At 64.1% G+C, this 17562-nt stretch carries 29 protein-coding genes and 1 pseudogene; all 30 read left to right on the forward strand.

The window, feature by feature from the left end:
• A partial coding sequence (locus DTX69_RS11985) for an EF-Tu C-terminal domain-related protein (RefSeq protein WP_284735752.1) occupies nt 1–113 on the forward strand: 113 nt, incomplete at its 5' end.
• Between the two features lie 27 nt (nt 114–140).
• Nucleotides 141–455, forward strand: coding sequence for a 30S ribosomal protein S10 (gene rpsJ / locus DTX69_RS11990; protein WP_119277802.1), 315 nt, complete (start codon nt 141–143; stop codon nt 453–455).
• Between the two features lie 12 nt (nt 456–467).
• Complete coding sequence (gene rplC / locus DTX69_RS11995) at nt 468–1160, forward strand: 50S ribosomal protein L3 (RefSeq protein WP_119301789.1); 693 nt, start codon at nt 468–470, stop codon at nt 1158–1160.
• A gap of 18 nt (nt 1161–1178) precedes the next feature.
• On the forward strand, nt 1179–1808 hold the full coding sequence (gene rplD / locus DTX69_RS12000; protein ID WP_119301790.1) for a 50S ribosomal protein L4: 630 nt from the start codon (nt 1179–1181) through the stop codon (nt 1806–1808).
• A gap of 14 nt (nt 1809–1822) precedes the next feature.
• Entirely contained in the window at nt 1823–2137 is a 315-nt protein-coding gene (locus DTX69_RS12005; RefSeq protein ID WP_119302066.1) for a 50S ribosomal protein L23, read from the forward strand.
• A 3-nt stretch (nt 2138–2140) separates the two neighbouring features.
• Nucleotides 2141–2962 (forward strand): 50S ribosomal protein L2, encoded by an 822-nt coding sequence (rplB, locus tag DTX69_RS12010; protein ID WP_119301791.1) that lies wholly within the window; start codon nt 2141–2143, stop codon nt 2960–2962.
• Between the two features lie 12 nt (nt 2963–2974).
• Entirely contained in the window at nt 2975–3253 is a 279-nt protein-coding gene (gene rpsS, locus DTX69_RS12015) for a 30S ribosomal protein S19 (protein ID WP_119301792.1), read from the forward strand.
• Between the two features lie 2 nt (nt 3254–3255).
• Entirely contained in the window at nt 3256–3645 is a 390-nt protein-coding gene (rplV, locus tag DTX69_RS12020; RefSeq protein WP_119301793.1) for a 50S ribosomal protein L22, read from the forward strand.
• Nucleotides 3645–4322 carry a 30S ribosomal protein S3 gene (gene rpsC / locus DTX69_RS12025; protein WP_119301794.1) on the forward strand — a complete coding sequence of 226 codons (678 nt, stop codon included), beginning with the start codon at nt 3645–3647 and terminating at the stop codon, nt 4320–4322. Before rplV ends, rpsC begins: the two co-directional genes overlap by 1 nt.
• 32 nt (nt 4323–4354) lie before the next feature.
• A complete protein-coding gene (rplP, locus tag DTX69_RS12030) occupies nt 4355–4771 on the forward strand; it encodes a 50S ribosomal protein L16 (protein WP_119301795.1) in 417 nt (138 codons plus the stop codon).
• Between the two features lie 18 nt (nt 4772–4789).
• A pseudogene (gene rpmC, locus DTX69_RS12035) lies at nt 4790–4978 on the forward strand (50S ribosomal protein L29); the annotation flags it as partial.
• A gap of 204 nt (nt 4979–5182) precedes the next feature.
• Nucleotides 5183–5431 carry a 30S ribosomal protein S17 gene (gene rpsQ, locus DTX69_RS12040; protein ID WP_119301796.1) on the forward strand — a complete coding sequence of 83 codons (249 nt, stop codon included), beginning with the start codon at nt 5183–5185 and terminating at the stop codon, nt 5429–5431.
• A 21-nt stretch (nt 5432–5452) separates the two neighbouring features.
• Nucleotides 5453–5821, forward strand: coding sequence for a 50S ribosomal protein L14 (gene rplN / locus DTX69_RS12045; protein WP_119277822.1), 369 nt, complete (start codon nt 5453–5455; stop codon nt 5819–5821).
• Between the two features lie 24 nt (nt 5822–5845).
• Nucleotides 5846–6163, forward strand: a complete 318-nt coding sequence (gene rplX, locus DTX69_RS12050) for a 50S ribosomal protein L24 (protein ID WP_119301797.1) — start codon at nt 5846–5848, stop codon at nt 6161–6163.
• Between the two features lie 11 nt (nt 6164–6174).
• Nucleotides 6175–6717, forward strand: coding sequence for a 50S ribosomal protein L5 (rplE, locus tag DTX69_RS12055; protein ID WP_119301798.1), 543 nt, complete (start codon nt 6175–6177; stop codon nt 6715–6717).
• A gap of 20 nt (nt 6718–6737) precedes the next feature.
• Nucleotides 6738–7043, forward strand: coding sequence for a 30S ribosomal protein S14 (gene rpsN / locus DTX69_RS12060; RefSeq protein WP_119301799.1), 306 nt, complete (start codon nt 6738–6740; stop codon nt 7041–7043).
• Nucleotides 7044–7057: 14 nt separating this feature from the next.
• Nucleotides 7058–7453: a 30S ribosomal protein S8 gene (gene rpsH, locus DTX69_RS12065; protein ID WP_119301800.1), complete on the forward strand. Its 396-nt coding sequence runs from the start codon at nt 7058–7060 to the stop codon at nt 7451–7453.
• A gap of 10 nt (nt 7454–7463) precedes the next feature.
• Nucleotides 7464–7997, forward strand: coding sequence for a 50S ribosomal protein L6 (rplF, locus tag DTX69_RS12070; RefSeq protein WP_119301801.1), 534 nt, complete (start codon nt 7464–7466; stop codon nt 7995–7997).
• 9 nt (nt 7998–8006) lie between these two features.
• Nucleotides 8007–8369: a 50S ribosomal protein L18 gene (gene rplR / locus DTX69_RS12075; protein WP_119302067.1), complete on the forward strand. Its 363-nt coding sequence runs from the start codon at nt 8007–8009 to the stop codon at nt 8367–8369.
• Between the two features lie 27 nt (nt 8370–8396).
• Nucleotides 8397–8972, forward strand: coding sequence for a 30S ribosomal protein S5 (gene rpsE / locus DTX69_RS12080; RefSeq protein WP_119301802.1), 576 nt, complete (start codon nt 8397–8399; stop codon nt 8970–8972).
• Nucleotides 8973–8984: 12 nt separating this feature from the next.
• Complete coding sequence (rpmD, locus tag DTX69_RS12085) at nt 8985–9170, forward strand: 50S ribosomal protein L30 (RefSeq protein ID WP_119301803.1); 186 nt, start codon at nt 8985–8987, stop codon at nt 9168–9170.
• Between the two features lie 39 nt (nt 9171–9209).
• Entirely contained in the window at nt 9210–9710 is a 501-nt protein-coding gene (rplO, locus tag DTX69_RS12090) for a 50S ribosomal protein L15 (protein ID WP_119301804.1), read from the forward strand.
• Between the two features lie 103 nt (nt 9711–9813).
• Nucleotides 9814–11163 carry a preprotein translocase subunit SecY gene (gene secY, locus DTX69_RS12095; RefSeq protein ID WP_119301805.1) on the forward strand — a complete coding sequence of 450 codons (1350 nt, stop codon included), beginning with the start codon at nt 9814–9816 and terminating at the stop codon, nt 11161–11163.
• Entirely contained in the window at nt 11160–11816 is a 657-nt protein-coding gene (locus DTX69_RS12100) for an adenylate kinase (protein WP_119301806.1), read from the forward strand. Before secY ends, DTX69_RS12100 begins: the two co-directional genes overlap by 4 nt.
• Before the next feature lie 163 nt (nt 11817–11979).
• Entirely contained in the window at nt 11980–12354 is a 375-nt protein-coding gene (rpsM, locus tag DTX69_RS12105; RefSeq protein ID WP_119301807.1) for a 30S ribosomal protein S13, read from the forward strand.
• A 27-nt stretch (nt 12355–12381) separates the two neighbouring features.
• Nucleotides 12382–12801 carry a 30S ribosomal protein S11 gene (gene rpsK / locus DTX69_RS12110; RefSeq protein WP_119301808.1) on the forward strand — a complete coding sequence of 140 codons (420 nt, stop codon included), beginning with the start codon at nt 12382–12384 and terminating at the stop codon, nt 12799–12801.
• A gap of 167 nt (nt 12802–12968) precedes the next feature.
• Nucleotides 12969–13982, forward strand: coding sequence for a DNA-directed RNA polymerase subunit alpha (locus DTX69_RS12115; RefSeq protein ID WP_119301809.1), 1014 nt, complete (start codon nt 12969–12971; stop codon nt 13980–13982).
• Between the two features lie 154 nt (nt 13983–14136).
• Nucleotides 14137–14571 (forward strand): 50S ribosomal protein L17, encoded by a 435-nt coding sequence (rplQ, locus tag DTX69_RS12120; protein ID WP_119301810.1) that lies wholly within the window; start codon nt 14137–14139, stop codon nt 14569–14571.
• Between the two features lie 181 nt (nt 14572–14752).
• Nucleotides 14753–16153: a DegQ family serine endoprotease gene (locus DTX69_RS12125; RefSeq protein WP_119301811.1), complete on the forward strand. Its 1401-nt coding sequence runs from the start codon at nt 14753–14755 to the stop codon at nt 16151–16153.
• A 14-nt stretch (nt 16154–16167) separates the two neighbouring features.
• Entirely contained in the window at nt 16168–17472 is a 1305-nt protein-coding gene (locus DTX69_RS12130) for a replication-associated recombination protein A (protein ID WP_119301812.1), read from the forward strand.
• Nucleotides 17473–17562: the final 90 nt, after the last annotated feature.

Here is a 17562-nt window from a genome sequence, read left to right on the forward strand (position 1 = left end):
CGATGGAAGTGCACCTGATCGCGCCGATCGCGATGGACGAGGGCCTGCGCTTCGCGATCCGCGAAGGCGGCCGAACCGTCGGCGCCGGCGTCGTCGCCAGCATCATAGAGTAAAGGGCCTAGGGCCGAAGGATCTGAACAATGGATAACCAAAATATCCGCATCCGACTGAAGGCGTTCGACCATCGCGTCCTCGATCAGTCGACCAACGAGATCGTGACGACGGCGAAACGCACCGGCGCTCAGGTCCGCGGCCCGATTCCGCTGCCGACCCGGATCGAGCGGTTCACCGTGAATCGCTCGCCGCACGTCGACAAGAAGAGCCGCGAGCAGTTCGAGATCCGCACCCACAAGCGCCTGCTGGACATCGTCGACCCGACACCGCAGACCGTGGACGCGCTGATGAAGCTCGACCTCGCCGCGGGCGTCGATGTCGAGATCAAACTGAAGAACTAAGGGGCGGCTTCGATGCGTACCGGATTGATCGCCCAGAAGATGGGCATGACCAGGATCTTCGCGGAGGACGGCAGCCACGTGCCCGTCACCGTGCTGAAGGTCGACACCTGCCAAGTCGTCGATGTTCGCACCGAGGACAAGCATGGCTACAACGCCGTGCAGCTCGGAGTCGGCAAGGCGAAGGTGAAGAACGTCTCCAAAGCCGAGCGCGGCCGCTTCGCGAAGTCGAAGGTCGAGCCAAAGGCCAAGGTGGCGGAGTTCCGCGTGTCGAAGGACGCGCTGCTCGAGGTCGGCGCCGAGCTGTCGGTCACGCACTTCGTGCCCGGCCAGTTCGTCGACGTCGTGGGCACCACCATCGGCAAGGGCTTTGCCGGCTCCATGAAGCGTTGGAATTTCCGTGGCTTGCGCGCAACCCACGGCGTCTCGATCTCGCATCGCAGCCACGGTTCGACCGGCAACCGCCAGGATCCCGGCCGCACCTTCCCCGGCAAGAAGATGGCCGGTCACCTGGGTGTCGAGCGCGTGACGACGCAGAACCTGGCTGTCGTTTCGACCGACGAGGCCGAGGGCCTGATCTTGATCAAGGGCGCGGTGCCGGGTCACGACGGCGGCTATGTGCTGATCAGCGATGCGGTGAAGCGCCAAGCGCCGAAGGGCCTGCCGTTCCCGGCGGCGCTCAAGGCCAAGGCTGAAGCGGCGGCCTAAGGACAAGGACGAGCAGTCATGAAACTGAAGGTCACGGACATCAGCAACAAGGCGGTCGGCGAGGTCGAGATCGACGACGCCGTGTTCGCCGACATTTTCGGCCGCACCGTGCGCAAGGACATCCTGGCGCGCGCCGTCAACTGGCAGCTCGCGAAGCGCCGGGCCGGCACGCACAAGACCAAGGAGATCGGCGAGATCTCCGGCACGACCAAGAAGCCGTACAGCCAGAAGGGCACGGGCAACGCCCGCCAGGGTTCGCTGCGCTCGCCGCAGTTCCGCGGCGGTGCGACCATCTTCGGTCCCGTCGTGCGCAGCCACGCGCACGACCTGCCGAAGAAGGTGCGTAAGCTGGCGCTGAAGCACGCGCTCTCGGCCAAGCACAAGGACGGCAAGCTCATCGTTTGGGGCGAGACCAAGGCCAACGGCAAGACCAAGGAGCTGGTCGGCCAGTTCAAGAAGCTGGGCTGGAACTCCGTCCTGGTGATCGACGGCCCCGAGGTGAATGAGCAGTTCGCCAGGGCCGCGCGCAACATCCCGAACGTGGATGTGCTGCCGCAGCAGGGCGCCAATGTGTATGACATCCTCCGCCGCGACACCCTGGTCCTGACCAAGGGCGCGATGGAGCATCTGGTGGAGCGACTGAAATGAGCCGCGCGCGTCCGATGAAGAAGCCGGTCGTCAACCTGAGCCAAGCGGAGATGTACGACATCATCCGCCGGCCGGTGGTGACCGAGAAGAGCACGATGGGCTCCCAGTACAACCAGGTCACGTTCCGGGTTCCGCTCGATGCGACCAAGCCGGAGATCAAGGCGGCGGTCGAGGGCGTGTTCAAGGTGAAGGTGACCGCGGTGAATACCCTGCGCAGCCAAGGCAAAGTCAAGCGTTTCCGCGGCTTTATCGGCAAGCGCAATGACACCAAGAAGGCAGTCGTGACTCTGGCCCAGGGCCAGACCATCGACGTCACGACGGGAGTGTAAGCGATGGCTTTGAAGACTTTTAAGCCGACCTCCGCGGGCATCCGCCACGTCATCATCGTGGACCGGTCGGACCTGCACAAGGGCAAGCCGGTCAAGGAGCTGACCGAGGGCCTGAAGAAGAGCGGCGGCCGCAACAACTACGGCCGGCTGACCGCCTTCCGGAAGGGCGGCGGTCACAAGCGCCGCTATCGCCTGATCGACTTCAAGCGCCGCAAGTTCGACGTGGCGGCGACGGTCGAGCGCCTGGAATACGATCCCAACCGCACGGCCTTCATCGCGCTGGTGAAGTACGAGGATGGCGAGCTCAGCTACATCCTGGCGCCGCAGCGTTTGAAGGCGGGCGACGTGGTCGTCTCCGGCGAGCGTGTGGACGTGAAGCCGGGCAACGCGATGCCTCTGAAGAGCATCCCGGTCGGCACGATCGTGCACAATGTCGAGCTGAAGCCCGGCAAGGGCGGCCAGATGGCCCGCGCCGCCGGCGCCTTCGTCCAGCTCGTGGGCCGCGACCAGGGCAAGGCGCTGCTGCGCATGTCCTCGGGCGAAGTGCGCATGGTGCAGGCGGACTGCATGGCGACAATCGGCGCCGTCAGCAATCCGGACAACCAGAACACCACGCTCGGCAAGGCTGGCCGCGCGCGCTGGTTGGGCATCCGCCCGTCGACCCGCGGCATCGCCATGAACCCGGTCGATCACCCGCACGGTGGCCGCACCAACGGCGGCATGCACTGGGTCACGCCCTGGGGCATTTCGACCAAGGGGAAGAAGACTCGTCGTAACAAGAAGACGGACGGCCAGATCCTGCGCCGCCGTCACGCGAGCAAGTAAGGAGATCACTCGATGGCTCGCTCGGTTTGGAAAGGTCCGTTCGTGGATGGCTATCTGCTGAAGAAGGCGGAAGCTTCGCGCGGTTCGGGCCGCAATGAAGTGATCAAGACCTGGTCGCGGCGCTCGACGATCCTGCCGCAGTTCGTGGGTCTGACGTTCGGCGTGCATAACGGCCAGAAGTTCCTGCCCGTGCTGGTGACCGAGAACATGATCGGCCACAAGTTCGGCGAGTTCGCGCCCACGCGCACGTTCACCGGCCATTCCGCCGACCGCAAGGCGAGGAGGGAGTAGCCATGAGCAAGGCAAAGACGCCGCGCGCGCTCAAGAACACGGAAGCGATGGCCAGCGCTTCGGTCATCCAGGTCAGTCCGCGCAAGGTCAACCTGGTTGCGCAGATGATCCGCGGCCTCGGCGCGCAGCCGGCGCTGTCGGCGCTGACGTTCTCGAAGCGCCGCGCCGCCAACGACGTGAAGAAGGTGCTGCAGGCGGCGATCGCGAATGCGGAGAACAACCATTCGCTCGACGTCGACCGCTTGGTGGTGGCCGAGGCATATGTGGGCCGCAGCCTGAAGCTGAAGCGCTTCCATGCCCGTGCCCGCGGCCGCGGCGCGCGCGTCACCAAGACCTGGAGCAACATCACCGTGGTCGTGCGCGAACGTGCCGATCAGGAGGAGAAGGCGTAATGGGACAGAAGGTCAATCCGATCGGCCTGCGCGTCGGCATCAATCGCACCTGGGATTCACGCTGGTTCGCGGGTCGCGATTTCGCCAACCTGCTGCACGAGGACCTGAAGCTTAAGAAGTATCTGGCGGAGCGTCTGGGACAAGCCGGCGTGTCGCGGATCGTGATCGAGCGTCCGGCCAAGAAGGCGCGCGTCACGATCCACACCGCGCGCCCGGGCGTCGTCATTGGCAAGAAGGGAGCCGACATCGAAAAGCTGCGCGCCGACCTCGCCAAGATGACCGGCTCGGAGGTGAGTCTCAACATCGTCGAGATCCGCAAGCCCGAGATCGACGCCAAGCTGATCGCCGACAACATCGGGCAGCAGCTGGAGCGTCGCGTCGCCTTCCGTCGCGCCATGAAGCGCGCGGTCCAGTCGGCGATGCGCCTCGGCGCCCTCGGCATCCGCATCAACTGCTCCGGCCGGTTGGGCGGGGCGGAAATCGCCCGCATGGAGTGGTACCGCGAAGGCCGCGTGCCGCTGCATACGCTGCGCGCCGAGATCGATTTCGGTGAATCGACGGCCAAGACGACCTACGGCACCTGCGGCGTGAAGGTCTGGGTGTTCAAGGGTGAGATCATGGCTCACGACCCGATGGCCCTCGACAAGCGGGCCATGGAGCATCAGGCGGCGCGCTGAGGCGCATCGCCGAAGAATAAGGACGAAGGAACATGCTTTCGCCAAAGCGAACCAAATTCCGCAAGGCGCACAAGGGCCGCATCCACGGCGATGCCAAGGGCGGCACCACGCTGAACTTCGGCGCCTATGGTCTGAAGGCGGTGGAGCCGGCCCGCATCACCGCGCGCCAGATCGAGGCCGCCCGCCGCGCCATCACGCGTCACATGAAGCGCGTCGGCAAGGTGTGGATCCGGATCTTCCCGGATGTGCCCGTCAGCCGCAAGCCGGCCGAAGTGCGCATGGGCTCGGGCAAGGGCACGCCGGAATACTGGGTCTGCCGCGTGCATCCCGGCCGCATCATGTTCGAGATGGACGGCGTTCCCAAGGCGCTGGCGCACGAGGCGTTCGCGCTGGCGGCCGCCAAGCTGCCGATCAAGACGCGCGTCGTCGGCCGATTGGGCGATGAATAGGGCGCAGGAGAATTGAAGATGGGTGCGGAAGAACTGCGCATGAAGACCGAGGATCAGCTGAAGACTGACCTCGCGAGCCTGAAGAAGGAGGCCTTCAACCTGCGTTTCCAGCAGGCCAACGGCCAGCTTGAGAACACCGCGCGCGTGCGCACGGTGCGGCGCGACATCGCGCGCATCATGACCTTCCTGGGCCAGAAAGCCGCCGCGGCGGCCGGCACCTCGAAGCCGGCGGCCGAGGCCAAGCCGGCGCCGAAGGCGAAGGCCAAGGCCAAGGTGAAGAAAGCGGCGAAGCCGAAGGCTGAAGCCAAGGCGAAGAAGCCGAAGACCGAGACGCCGAAGGCCAAGAAGGCGGCGGCCAAGAAGACCGCGAAGGCGAAGGCCTGAGCGAAGGAAAGGGATTAGGAGCGAGACATGCCTCGGCGAGTGTTGCAAGGCACCGTGGTCAGCGACAAGAACGACAAGACCGTGATCGTCTCGGTCGAGCGTCGCGTCATGCACCCGGTCTATAAGAAGTTCATCCGTCGTTCAAAGCGCTATGCGGCGCACGACGAGGGCAATGTTCACAAGATCGGCGATACGGTTTTCATCCGTGAGTGCGCGCCGATTTCCAAGAGAAAGCGCTGGGAAGTGGTGTCGGAAGACGCTGCTGCCGGCCATTAAAGAAGAAGAAAGGGTCCGGCCATGATCCAGATGCAGACGAACCTGGATGTCGCCGATAATTCGGGCGCGCGCAGGGTGCAGTGCATCAAGGTGCTGGGCGGTTCGAAGCGCCGCACCGCGAGCGTAGGCGACGTCATCGTCGTCTCGATCAAGGAGGCGATCCCGCGCGGCAAGGTGAAGAAGGGCGACGTTCACCAGGCGGTGATCGTCCGCACGGCGAAGGAGATCCGGCGCGCCGACGGCACGTCGATCCGTTTCGACCGCAACGCGGCCGTGCTGATCAACAAGCAGGGCGAGCCGATCGGGACCCGTATTTTCGGCCCCGTGACGCGCGAGCTGCGCGCCAAGAAGTTCATGAAGATCATCTCGCTCGCGCCGGAAGTGCTGTAGGCCGAGACGGGAAAGGACCAGGTCATGGCGACGAAGTTGAAAGTGAAGAAGGGCGACAAGGTGGTTGTGATCACCGGTCGCGACAAGGGCAAGCAGGGCGAGATCCTGAAGGTCTTCCGTGAGGAGAACCGCGTGATCGTGCAGGGCATCAACATGGCCCAGCGGCATCAGCGCCAGACGATGCAGCAGGAAGGCGGCATCGTCCGGAAGGAGCTCCCGATCCACGCCTCGAACGTGGCGCTGATCGACCCCAAGACCGACAGGCCCACGCGTGTCGGCTACAAGATGGACGGCGAGCGCAAGATCCGCGTCGCGCGCCGCTCCGGCGAAGCTTTGGATTGAGGGAGAGGCCGATGGCTGCCCGTTTAAAAGAGCACTACGAAAAGGTCGTGCGTCCCGCGCTGATCGAGGAGTTCAAGTACCAGAACCAGCTCGAGGCACCGCGCCTGGACAAGATCGTGATCAACATGGGTGTCGGCGAGGCGACCTCCGACTCCAAGAAGATCAATGCCGCGGTGGCGGAACTGGCCGCGATCGCCGGCCAGAAGCCGGTGATCACCAAGGCGCGCAAGTCGATTGCCACGTTCAAGCTGCGCGAAGGCATGAATATCGGCTGTAAGGTCACCCTGCGACGCGAGCGGATGTACGAGTTCCTCGATCGCCTGGTCAACATCGCGCTGCCGCGCGTCCGCGACTTCCGCGGCGTCAGCGGCAAGAGCTTCGACGGCCGCGGCAACTATACCCTGGGCCTCAAGGAGCAGCTGGTGTTCCCGGAGATCGACTACGACAAGGTCGACAAGGTTCGCGGCATGGACATCGTGATCTGCACGACTGCAAAGACTGACGCCGAGGCGAAGGCGTTGCTGAAGGGCTTCCAGATGCCCTTCGTGGCCTGAGCCTTAGAGGAGAGGACGAGATGGCAAAGACCAGCTCAATCGAACGCAACAAGAAGCGCGAGCGCCTGGCGAAGCAATACGCCGCCAAGCGCGCGAAGCTGAAGGCGATCGCGGACAATGACAACCTGGCGATGGAGGACCGCTTCGCGGCCCGTCTGAAGCTGGCTGAAATGCCGCGCAATTCGTCGAAGGTGCGCATCAAACATCGCTGTGACCTGACGGGCCGCTCGCGCTCGGTCTACCGCAAGTTCCGCTTGTCGCGCATCGCGCTGCGGGAACTGGCCTCGACCGGCCAGATCCCGGGCATGGTCAAGGCAAGCTGGTAAGGAGGATCGGACCGATGCCATTGAGCGATCCGTTGGGAGATATGCTGACCCGCATCCGGAATGCCCAGAAGGCGGGCATGTCCAGCTGCACGACGCCCGCTTCGAGGCTGCGCGCGAACGTGCTCGAGGTGCTGAAGCGGGAAGGCTATATCCGTCACTACACCGTCGATCAGACCAATCCGGGCGGCGCGATTACTATCGAGCTCAAGTATCACGAGGGCTCGCCGGTGATCCGCGAGATTCATCGCGTGTCGAAGCCGGGCCGCCGGGTCTATTCGAAGATCGCGGACCTTCCGCGCTACTACAACGGGCTTGGTATTTCGATCCTGTCGACCCCGCGGGGCGTGATGTCGGAGAACGACGCGCGTTCGGCGAACGTCGGCGGCGAAGTGCTGTGCCGCGTGTTCTAAGAGGAACGAGATGTCCCGCGTAGGCAAGAACCCGGTCACCATTCCGCAGGGCGTCACAGTCGACGTCGCCGGCGGCGTCGCGACCGTGAAGGGCAAGCTCGGCACGCTGAAGCTGCCGATCACCAAGGAAGTCGATGTCTCGGTCGAGGACGGCAAGGTTTGGGTGAAGCCGGTGGCTGACACCACTCCGTCGCGCGTCCTGTGGGGCACCACCCGCGCCAATCTGCGCAACATGGTCGAGGGCGTCAGCAAGGGCTACAGCAAGAATCTGGAAATCAACGGCGTCGGCTATCGCGCTGCGGTCCAGGGCAAGAACCTGCAGCTCCAGATGGGTTACAGCCACGACGTGAGCTATCCGATTCCGGAGGGCATCACGATCAAGTGCGAGAAGCCGACCGCGATCACGATCAGCGGTTTCGACAAGCAGAAGGTCGGCCAGGTGGCCGCCGAGATCCGTGCCGTGCGTCCGCCGGAGCCGTACAAGGGCAAGGGCATCAAGTACGACACCGAGACCATCCTGCGCAAGGAAGGCAAGAAGAAGTAAGGAATGGCCATGGCTAAGGCAAACAAGCTGTTCGAGCGGCGTCAGAATCGCGTCCGTGCGGCACTCCGGCAGAAGGCCTCGGACCGGCCGCGCCTGTCGGTGTTCCGCTCCTCGATGCACATCTATGTGCAGATTATCGACGACGCGCAGGGCACGACTCTCGCCGCGGCCTCGACGCTCGACAAGGAGCTGAAAGGCAAGCTGAAGACCGGCGCCAATCTCGATGCGGCGAAGGAAGTCGGCAAGCTGATCGCCGCGCGGGCCACTGCGAAGGGCGTCAAAACCGTGGCGTTCGACCGCGGCGGTTACAAGTATCACGGCCGCATCAAGGCGCTGGCCGACGCCGCCCGCGAAGGCGGCTTGGCGTTCTAAGCGCCGATCCAGGAAGGATGTAGCTTTATGGCAAAGGCAGAAAGAAGAGAACGGCGCGGCGATCGGGATCGGGAGCGCGAGCGCTCGGCCGAACCGGAGCTGATCGAGAAGCTGGTCGGCATCAATCGCGTCGCCAAGGTGGTGAAGGGCGGCAAGCGCTTCGGCTTCGCGGCGATCGTGGTGGTCGGCGACGGCAAGGGCCGCGTCGGTCACGGATCCGGCAAGGCGCGCGAAGTGCCCGAGGCCATCCGCAAGGCAACCGAGCACGCCAAGCGGCAGATGATCCGCGTTCCGCTGCGGGAGGGCCGCACCCTCCATCATGACGTGGTCGGCCACTATGGCGCCGGTAATGTGGTGATGCGCGCTGCGGATGCGGGCACCGGCATCATCGCCGGCGGCCCGGTGCGCGCGATCTGCGAGGCGCTCGGCATCCACGACGTGGTGGCGAAGTCCGTCGGCACCTCCAACCCGCACAACATGATCAAGGCGGCGTTCGACGCCCTGTCGCGCAGCAACTCGCCCCGTTCGGTGGCAGCGCGCCGCGGCAAGAAGGTCAGCGAGATTATCGGCAAGCGCGGCGCGGACGCCGAGGTGCGCGAGTAGGATGAGGCGAACATGTCCGGCAAATTGAAGATCACCCAGATCGGCAGCCCGATCGGCCGCAAACCCGGCCAGCGCGACACCCTGAGGGGTCTCGGTCTCGACAAGATGCACCGCAGCAACGAGGTGGACGACACGCCGTCGATCCGCGGCATGCTGCGCAAGGTCGGTCATCTGGTGCGGATCGAACCAGCGAAGTAACGAACCCATGCCGCAGCTGCGGCGTGAGAGGATAAGATCATGAAACTCAATCAGCTTTCCGACAATCCGGGCGCCCGCAAGAGCCGCATTCGCATCGGCCGCGGCATCGGCTCGGGCAAGGGCAAGACCGGCGGCCGCGGCGGCAAGGGCCAGACCGCGCGCAGTGGCGTCGCCATCAAGGGGTTCGAGGGCGGCCAGATGCCGCTCTTCCGGCGCCTGCCGAAGAAGGGCTTCAACAACATCTTCCGCGCCGATCTGGTGGAAGTGAATCTTGGCCGCCTGCAGGCGGCGATCGAAGCCAAGCGCCTCGACGTGAGCAAGACTGTGAGCGGTGCCGATCTGGTCGCCGCCGGCCTCGTCAGCCGGGTGCGGGACGGCGTGCGCCTGCTGGGCAAGGGCGAGCTCAAGACCAAGGTGACCATCGAGGTGGCGGGTGCCTCCAAGTCGGCGGTCGCGGCGGTCGAAAAGCTGGGCGGCTCTGTTATCGTGACGGCGCCCAAGCCCAAGAAGGAAGAAACCAAGGGGAAGGCCAAGGCCTAAGGGCCGCGCGCTAGCGGTTACCCCATAGGTTTACCTGGGCTTGGAGTAGGCGGGCCGGAGATACCATATAGACTGCGGACCGCATTAAAGGAGTTTGCCCAATATGGCATCGGCCGCGGAACAACTGGCCTCCAGTATCAATTTCGGCGCGCTTTCCAAGGCCACCGAGCTCAAGCAGCGGATCTGGTACACGCTCGGCATCCTGATCGTGGCCCGGATCGGCACCTACATCCCGCTGCCGGGCATCGATCCGGTCGCGTTCCAGGCGATCTTCGAGCAGCATTCGGGCGGTGTGCTCGGCATGGTGGACATGTTCGCCGGCGGCGCGATCAGCCGCATGACCGTGTTCGCCCTTGGCATCATGCCCTACATCTCCGCCTCAATTATTATGCAGCTCCTGACCTCCGTCTCGCCGACGCTGGAGCAATGGAAGAAAGAGGGCGAGAGCGGCCGCCGCAAGATCAACCAATGGACCCGCTACGGCACCCTGGCGCTGGCCCTGGCCCAGTCCCTCGGCATCGCTAACGGCCTGCAGAATATGTCAGGCCCGAGCGGCGGCGCCGTGATCGACCCAGGCGTCTTTTTCATTTTCACCACGGTCGTGACGCTGACCTGCGGGACGATGATCCTGATGTGGCTGGGCGAGCAGATCACCGCCCGCGGCATCGGCAACGGCATCTCGCTCATCATCTTCGCGGGCATCGTCGCGCGCCTGCCGAGCGCGTTGGCCCAGGTTTTCGAGCAATTGCGCGCCGGATCGATCAGCCCGATCCTGGTCCTCGCCATCGCGGTGGGTGCGGTCGCGGTCATCACCTTTGTGGTGTTCTTCGAGCGCGCGCAGCGGCGCTTGATCGTCCAGTATCCTAAGCGCCAAGTCGGCAATCGCATGTTCGGCGGCGAATCCTCGCATCTGCCGCTGAAGCTCAACATGTCGGGCGTTATCCCGCCGATCTTCGCATCGTCGATCCTGCTGCTGCCGCTGACAGTCGCCAGCTTCTATTCCAACCAGGCGAACCTGCCGGAGTGGGTGCAGACCCTGATCCGCTGGTTCAGCCACGGCCAGCCGCTCTATATCGGCATGTATATGGCGCTGATCGTATTCTTCGCGTTCTTCTATACGGCCATCGTCTTCAATCCGGACGAAACGGCGGAGAACCTGAAGAAGAACGGCGGCTTCCTGCCGGGCATCCGTCCGGGCAAGAACACCTCGGAATATCTGGATTACGTGCTGACGCGGCTGACGGTCCTGGGCGCGGCCTATCTGTCCTTCGTCTGCGTGTTGCCCGAGATCCTGATCTCGCAATACTCGGTGCCGTTCTATTTCGGCGGCACCTCGCTCCTGATCGTCGTGTCGGTTACGATGGACACCGTGTCGCAAGTGCATTCGCACCTGTTGGCGCATCGGTATGAAGGTCTCATCAAGAAAGCCAGGCTGAAAGGACGTCGGGGGTGAAGCTAATCCTGTTGGGGCCGCCAGGGGCGGGCAAGGGGACACAGGCAAAGCGACTTTATGACCGGCACAAGCTGGTGCAGCTTTCGACCGGCGACATGCTGCGGGCGGAGGTCGCTTCCGGCAGCGAACTGGGCAAAGAGGCCAAGCGGGTGATGGAGGCCGGCCAGCTGGTCTCGGACGAGATCGTCATCAACATCATCGACAAGCGGATTGACGCGCCGGACTGCAAGTCCGGCTTCGTGCTGGATGGTTTCCCGCGCACGGAAAAGCAGGCGATCGCCCTCGACGAGATGCTGACCAGGAAGGGTGGCAAGATCGACGGGGTGATCGAGCTGGCGGTGGATGAGGACGCGCTGGTTGAGCGCATCTCCGGCCGTTTCGCCTGCGCCAAGTGCGGCGCCGGCTACCACGACAAGTTCCAGCGGCCGAAGAAGGAAGGCGTGTGCGATGTGTGCGGCAGCACGGAGTTCACCCGCCGCAAGGACGACAATGCGGAGACGGTGAAGGCGCGGCTCAAGGCCTATCATGAACAGACCGCGCCGATCCTGCCGTACTACCGGAAGAAAGGGCTGCTGCAGCGCGTGGACGGCATGGCCGACCCCGATGCGGTCACCCAGGAGATCGAGAGAGTGCTTTCTCGGATCCGGCCTTAAGCTGCTGATTTTTCAGGCGAAACCGAGCTGGCATGAATTCGGCTTTCGCCATTGACGAGGGGGCGAATCGCAATATAATGCGCGCCTTCTCGATCGCCGGGGGCGACCGGGCCGACTGGCTTTGCCCTGATCGAACAAGAGCTTAGCTTTAAGGAGCAGCATCGTGGCGCGTATTGCGGGCGTCAACATTCCGACGCAGAAGCGGGTGATTATCGCCCTGACCTACATCACCGGCATTGGCCAAGCCAAAGCCAAAGAAATCGTCGCGAAGGTCGGTATTCCGGTCGAGCGGCGCGTGTCGCAACTGACCGACGCCGAGGTGGTTCGCATCCGTGAAGTCATCGACCAGGACTACACGGTTGAAGGCGACCTGCGGCGCGAAACGGCGATGAACATCAAGCGCCTGATGGATCTCGGCTGCTATCGGGGCCTGCGCCACCGCAAGGGCTTGCCGGTCCGCGGGCAGCGCACGCACACCAACGCGCGCACCCGCAAGGGTCCGGCCAAGGCGATCGCTGGCAAGAAGAAGACGGCGTAAGGCCCACTCAAGGAAACGGAACGGATTATGGCGAAGGCACCAGCAGCGGCATCGGGCGCGAGCGCCCCGGCGGGTCGCGTGAAGCGCCGCGAGCGCAAGAACATCAGCTCCGGCGTCGCGCACGTGAACGCGAGCTTCAACAACACGATGATCACCATCACCGACGACCAGGGCAACACCATCGCCTGGTCCTCGGCCGGTGCGCTGGGCTTCAAGGGCTCGCGCAAGTCGACGCCGTACGCCGCTCAGGTTGCCGCCGACGCGGCCGCCAAGAAGGCCTCCGAACACGGCGTGAAGATCCTGGAGGTCGAGGTGAAGGGACCCGGCGCCGGCCGCGAGTCCGCGCTGCGCGCGTTGCAGGCTGCCGGCTTCACTATCACGTCGATCCGCGACGTGACGCCGATCCCGCACAACGGATGCCGTCCGCCCAAGCGGCGCCGCGTCTGATTGGGTTTGCTGCCCGGCCCCGACGGGGCCGGAGCTTTATCCGGCCACCAGCGGGCTCGCGCCCCGCGCATGAATGTAACCGGCTGGCCGGTGCCTGAGTATCGAGGTTGAACCGGGCGAGAGCGATTGAATGGCTGCTCGCCCCTGATGCATGAAAGTCGAAAGCCGTGATTCAGAAGAACTGGACCGAACTGATTAAGGCCAACAAGAAGATCGATGGCGGCCACGACGCGAAGCGTTTCGCGACCGTGGTGGCCGAGCCGCTGGAGCGCGGCTTCGGTCTGACGTTGGGCAACGCCCTGCGCCGCATCCTGCTGTCGTCGCTGCAGGGTGCCGCCGTGACCGCCGTCCACATCGACGGCGTGCTGCACGAGTTCTCGTCGATCCCGGGCGTGCGCGAGGACGTGACGGACATCGTCCTCAACATCAAGCAGATCGCGCTGCGCATGGGCGGCGACGGGCCGAAGCGCATGCGCCTGCGCGCCCAAGGCCCGGGCGAAGTGAAGGCCGGCCAGATCGAGACCGGCCACGACATCGAGATCCTCAATCCGGACCTCGTGCTGTGCACGCTCGACCAGGGCGCGACGCTCAATGTCGAGTTCACGGTCAACAACGGCAAGGGCTATGTCGCGGCCTCGCAGAACCGTCCGGAAGACGCGCCGATCGGCCTCATCCCGGTCGATGCTATCTTCTCGCCGGTGCGCAAGGTTTCGTACAAGGTCGAGAACAGCCGCGTCGGCCAGGTGACCGATTATGACAAGCTGTCGATGCAATTGGAGACCAACGGCGCGGTGACGCCGGAGGATTCGCTTGCCATCGCCTCGCGCATCCTGCAGGAGCAGCTGCAGCTCTTCATCAACTTCGAAGAGCCGTCTGCCGCGAGCGAAGAGGCGAAGACGGTTGAGCCGCCGTTCAACAAGAACCTGCTGCGCAAGGTGGACGAGCTGGAGCTGTCGGTCCGCTCGGCCAACTGCCTCAAGAACGACAACATCGTCTATATCGGCGATCTGGTGCAGAAGACCGAGGCGGAGATGCTGCGCACGCCGAATTTCGGCCGCAAGTCGCTGAACGAGATCAAGGAAGTGCTGGCCCAGATGGGCCTCCATCTCGGCATGGAGATTCCGAACTGGCCGCCTGAGAATATCGAAGAGCTGGCGAAGCGGCTGGACGAGCCGTTCTAAGCCAAGGCGTTTGAACATCGGGCCATGGTGGCCCACCCTGTCGTTCATGGTGCCCGGTCGCTGAGATTGGGCGCTGCGGCGGCGAGGGATCGCAACCGGTTTTTCGCGGACCTGATGATCGGGCGAGCGAAGCCAAGAGGAGAGGAGAGCCGCTATGCGTCACGCCGTTGCCGGCCGCAAGCTGAACCGCACATCATCGCACCGAAAGGCGATGTTCAACAACCTGGCTGCTGCGCTGGTGAAGCACGAGCAGATCAAGACCACGCTTCCCAAGGCGAAGGATCTGCGTCCGATCGTCGAGAAGCTGGTGACGCTGGGCAAGAAGGGCGGGCTTTCAGCCCGCAGGCAGATCCTCGCCTCGATCAAGGACGAGAAGTTGGCGGACAAGCTGCTGACCACGCTCGCCGACCGATATAAGACCCGCGCCGGCGGCTACACCCGCGTGCTGAAGGCGGGCTTCCGCTATGGCGACATGGCCTCGATGGCGATCATCGAGTTCGTCGACCGAGATCCGGCTGCCAAGGGGCAGGATTCCGGCCCGAGCCAGCAGAAGGCGGAAGAGGCCGAGGGCGAGGCTGCTACGGCTTAAGGCCCGGTGGGATAGACCACGCAAAAAGGGGCAGCCTTGTCGGCTGCCCTTTTTGCTACCATGTTGCTGCCATGAGAGCGGTTCTTCTCCCTCCCGCTGTAGGGCGGGTTGCCGCATATGAAGAGCGCGCTGTGATCCCCTCCCCAGTTTGGGGAGGAGAATGATGCTCTGGAGTGACTGAATGCGGTTTTGGATTGCGCGGATCGGTCTCGTTATAGCTGCCTTCATCGCCGCCCCGGCGATGGCGCAGGATGCCGTTCCGACTTCGACCCAGCAAATCAACCTGACGTTCGCGCCCGTGGTGAAGATGGTGGCGCCAGCGGTGGTCAACATCTACACCAAGAAGGTCGTGCGGCAGCAGGCGCTGTCGCCGTTCTTCGATGATCCGTTCTTCAAGCAGTTTTTCGGCGACCAGTTCAATTTTGGCCGCTCGCGCGAGCGCATTGAAAATGCGCTCGGCTCCGGCGTGATCGTGCAGGCGGACGGCCTCGTCGTTACCAACAACCACGTGATCGACGGCGCGGACGAGATTCGCGTCGTGCTCAATGACGGCCGCGAGTTCGAAGCCAAGCTGGTCTCGCAGGAGGAGCAGATGGATCTGGCGCTGCTCCGCATGGAAAGCAAGGGCGCCAAGCTGCCGACGCTGGCCTTCCGCGATTCCGACGACCTCGAGGTCGGCGATCTGGTGCTGGCGATCGGCAATCCGTTCGGCGTGGGACAAACAGTCACCAGCGGGATCGTGTCCGGCCTCGCTCGCACGCGCACCGGCATCAATGATTTCGGCTTCTTCATTCAGACCGACGCCGCGATCAATCCCGGCAATTCCGGGGGCGCGTTGGTGACGACGGACGGCAAGCTGGTCGGCATCAACACGGCGATCTTTTCCAAGACCGGCGGATCGATCGGCATCGGCTTTGCCATTCCCTCCAACATCGTGCGCGCCGTCGTCGATGCGGAAGCCCAGGGCGGCAAGCTGGTGCGGCCGTGGCTCGGCGTGACCGGCGAGGCCTTGAGCGCCGAGATCGCGGAAAGCCTTGGCTTCGATCGGCCGGGCGGCGTGGTGGTGAAGGAACTCTTCCCCGGCGGGCCGGCGGACGAGGCCGGCATCAAGCCGGGCGACGTGCTGCTGGCCATCAACGGCCGCGACGTGTTGGACCCACAGGGCATGGCGTTCCGGCTCGCGACGTTGCGCATCGGCGACGAGGCGACGGTGACAGTCGTCCGTAAGGGCAAGCCGATGGCGTTGGCAGTGCAGCTCACGCCGGCGCCGCGCGAACCGGAGCCGGACGAAACAGTGCTGGACGGAGATCATCCTCTGACCGGCGCGCGCGTTGCCAATCTCTCCCCCGCCCTCGGAGAGGAGCTTTCGGTCAACGGTTGGAGAGGCGTCGTCGTCACAGGACTGAAGCGCGGTTCGTTCGCGCGCAACCTCGGCATCCGGCCGGGTGACATCATCGCGCGCATCAATGGCGTGCAGATCCAAAACGTCAAGCAGTTGCGCCAGCTGGTGTCGGCCGAGCAGGACAAGTGGGCGCTAACGGTCGAGCGCGACGGCAAGGTCAAGACCGTCACGGTGCGATAGGGAGAACCAGGAGAATGTCGGGCCTGTTCGAAGCGCAAGCGCCGCGGCCACTGGCCGACCGCCTGCGTCCGCAGCGCCTGGAGGAGATCGTCGGGCAGGATCACCTGATCGGGCCAAATGCGCCGATTGGGCGCATGGTGGCGGCCGGGCAGATTTCCTCGATGATCCTGTGGGGGCCGCCGGGCTGCGGAAAGACCACGCTCGCGCGGCTGATCGCGGAAAAGGTCGAGCTGCATTTCGAGATGCTGTCGGCGATCTTCTCCGGCGTCGCGGACCTGCGCAAGATCTTCGACGCGGCGAAGCAGCGACGCATGATGGGCCGCGGCACGTTGCTGTTCATCGACGAGATTCATCGCTTCAACCGCAGCCAGCAGGACGGCTTCCTGCCGCATGTCGAGGACGGCACCATCGTGCTGGTCGGCGCGACGACGGAGAATCCATCGTTCGAGCTGAATGCCGCGCTGCTGTCGCGCTGCCAGGTGTTCGTGCTCAACCGGCTGCACGAGACCGACCTCGAGACATTGCTGAAGCGCGCCGAAGAATTGATGGGTTTTGCGCTCCCCCTGAATGGCGAAGCGCGCACTGCACTCATCGCGATGGCGGATGGCGATGGGCGCTATCTGCTCAATATGGCAGAAGAACTGTTCCGTCTGCCGCCTGACTTGATCCTGGATCCTGCTGCCCTCGCCAAGGCCGTGCAGAAGCGCGCGCCGCTCTACGACAAGGCGCAGGAAGGCCACTACAATCTCATCTCCGCGCTACACAAGTCGCTGCGTGGATCCGATACGGACGCCGCGCTCTATTGGCTGGCGCGCATGCTGGTTGGCGGCGAAGACCCGAAATATATCGCGCGCCGGCTGGTGCGCTTCGCGGTCGAGGATGTGGGCTTGGCCGATCCGCAGGCGCTCACGCAAGCTTTGGCGGCGTGGGATGCCTATGATCGCCTGGGCTCGCCGGAGGGTGAGCTAGCGATTGCGCAATGCGTCATCTATCTAGGGACGGCGCCCAAGTCCAATGCCGCCTACGAAGCTTTGAGCGGCGCCAATGAGGCCGCACGCAAGACCGGATCGCTGATGCCGCCGAAGCATATCTTGAATGCGCCGACCCGGCTCATGAAGGAACTGGGTTATAGTAAAGGCTACGCGTACGACCACGACACGGCCGAAGGCTTCTCAGGCCAGAACTACTTCCCGGAGGGAATGGCCCGCCAGCGCTTCTACAGGCCCGTGGAGCGGGGCTTCGAGCGGGACATCCTGAAGCGCATCGAATACTGGGACCGCCTGCGCGCGAAGAAGGGGCACGGGGAGCCCCAGGACTGATTTGGGGCCCGATTTTCGGGCCTATCCGGCTTCTTCTCCGTCATGCGAGAAATGCAGAATTGGCGGCTGTGGCATGCGCCGTTTGGACTT

The sequence above is a fragment of the Dongia deserti genome, assembly GCF_003574735.1.
Lineage (GTDB): Bacteria > Pseudomonadota > Alphaproteobacteria > Dongiales > Dongiaceae > Dongia_A > Dongia_A deserti.

Coding starts and splice junctions, on each gene's coding strand:
- rpsJ (WP_119277802.1), top strand. CDS start 141: ATGGATAACCAAAATATCCGCATCCGACTGAAGGCGTTCGACCATCGC.
- rplC (WP_119301789.1), top strand. CDS start 468: ATGCGTACCGGATTGATCGCCCAGAAGATGGGCATGACCAGGATCTTC.
- rplD (WP_119301790.1), top strand. CDS start 1,179: ATGAAACTGAAGGTCACGGACATCAGCAACAAGGCGGTCGGCGAGGTC.
- DTX69_RS12005 (WP_119302066.1), top strand. CDS start 1,823: ATGAAGAAGCCGGTCGTCAACCTGAGCCAAGCGGAGATGTACGACATC.
- rplB (WP_119301791.1), top strand. CDS start 2,141: ATGGCTTTGAAGACTTTTAAGCCGACCTCCGCGGGCATCCGCCACGTC.
- rpsS (WP_119301792.1), top strand. CDS start 2,975: ATGGCTCGCTCGGTTTGGAAAGGTCCGTTCGTGGATGGCTATCTGCTG.
- rplV (WP_119301793.1), top strand. CDS start 3,256: ATGAGCAAGGCAAAGACGCCGCGCGCGCTCAAGAACACGGAAGCGATG.
- rpsC (WP_119301794.1), top strand. CDS start 3,645: ATGGGACAGAAGGTCAATCCGATCGGCCTGCGCGTCGGCATCAATCGC.
- rplP (WP_119301795.1), top strand. CDS start 4,355: ATGCTTTCGCCAAAGCGAACCAAATTCCGCAAGGCGCACAAGGGCCGC.
- rpsQ (WP_119301796.1), top strand. CDS start 5,183: ATGCCTCGGCGAGTGTTGCAAGGCACCGTGGTCAGCGACAAGAACGAC.
- rplN (WP_119277822.1), top strand. CDS start 5,453: ATGATCCAGATGCAGACGAACCTGGATGTCGCCGATAATTCGGGCGCG.
- rplX (WP_119301797.1), top strand. CDS start 5,846: ATGGCGACGAAGTTGAAAGTGAAGAAGGGCGACAAGGTGGTTGTGATC.
- rplE (WP_119301798.1), top strand. CDS start 6,175: ATGGCTGCCCGTTTAAAAGAGCACTACGAAAAGGTCGTGCGTCCCGCG.
- rpsN (WP_119301799.1), top strand. CDS start 6,738: ATGGCAAAGACCAGCTCAATCGAACGCAACAAGAAGCGCGAGCGCCTG.
- rpsH (WP_119301800.1), top strand. CDS start 7,058: ATGCCATTGAGCGATCCGTTGGGAGATATGCTGACCCGCATCCGGAAT.
- rplF (WP_119301801.1), top strand. CDS start 7,464: ATGTCCCGCGTAGGCAAGAACCCGGTCACCATTCCGCAGGGCGTCACA.
- rplR (WP_119302067.1), top strand. CDS start 8,007: ATGGCTAAGGCAAACAAGCTGTTCGAGCGGCGTCAGAATCGCGTCCGT.
- rpsE (WP_119301802.1), top strand. CDS start 8,397: ATGGCAAAGGCAGAAAGAAGAGAACGGCGCGGCGATCGGGATCGGGAG.
- rpmD (WP_119301803.1), top strand. CDS start 8,985: ATGTCCGGCAAATTGAAGATCACCCAGATCGGCAGCCCGATCGGCCGC.
- rplO (WP_119301804.1), top strand. CDS start 9,210: ATGAAACTCAATCAGCTTTCCGACAATCCGGGCGCCCGCAAGAGCCGC.
- secY (WP_119301805.1), top strand. CDS start 9,814: ATGGCATCGGCCGCGGAACAACTGGCCTCCAGTATCAATTTCGGCGCG.
- rpsK (WP_119301808.1), top strand. CDS start 12,382: ATGGCGAAGGCACCAGCAGCGGCATCGGGCGCGAGCGCCCCGGCGGGT.
- rplQ (WP_119301810.1), top strand. CDS start 14,137: ATGCGTCACGCCGTTGCCGGCCGCAAGCTGAACCGCACATCATCGCAC.
- DTX69_RS12125 (WP_119301811.1), top strand. CDS start 14,753: ATGCGGTTTTGGATTGCGCGGATCGGTCTCGTTATAGCTGCCTTCATC.
- DTX69_RS12130 (WP_119301812.1), top strand. CDS start 16,168: ATGTCGGGCCTGTTCGAAGCGCAAGCGCCGCGGCCACTGGCCGACCGC.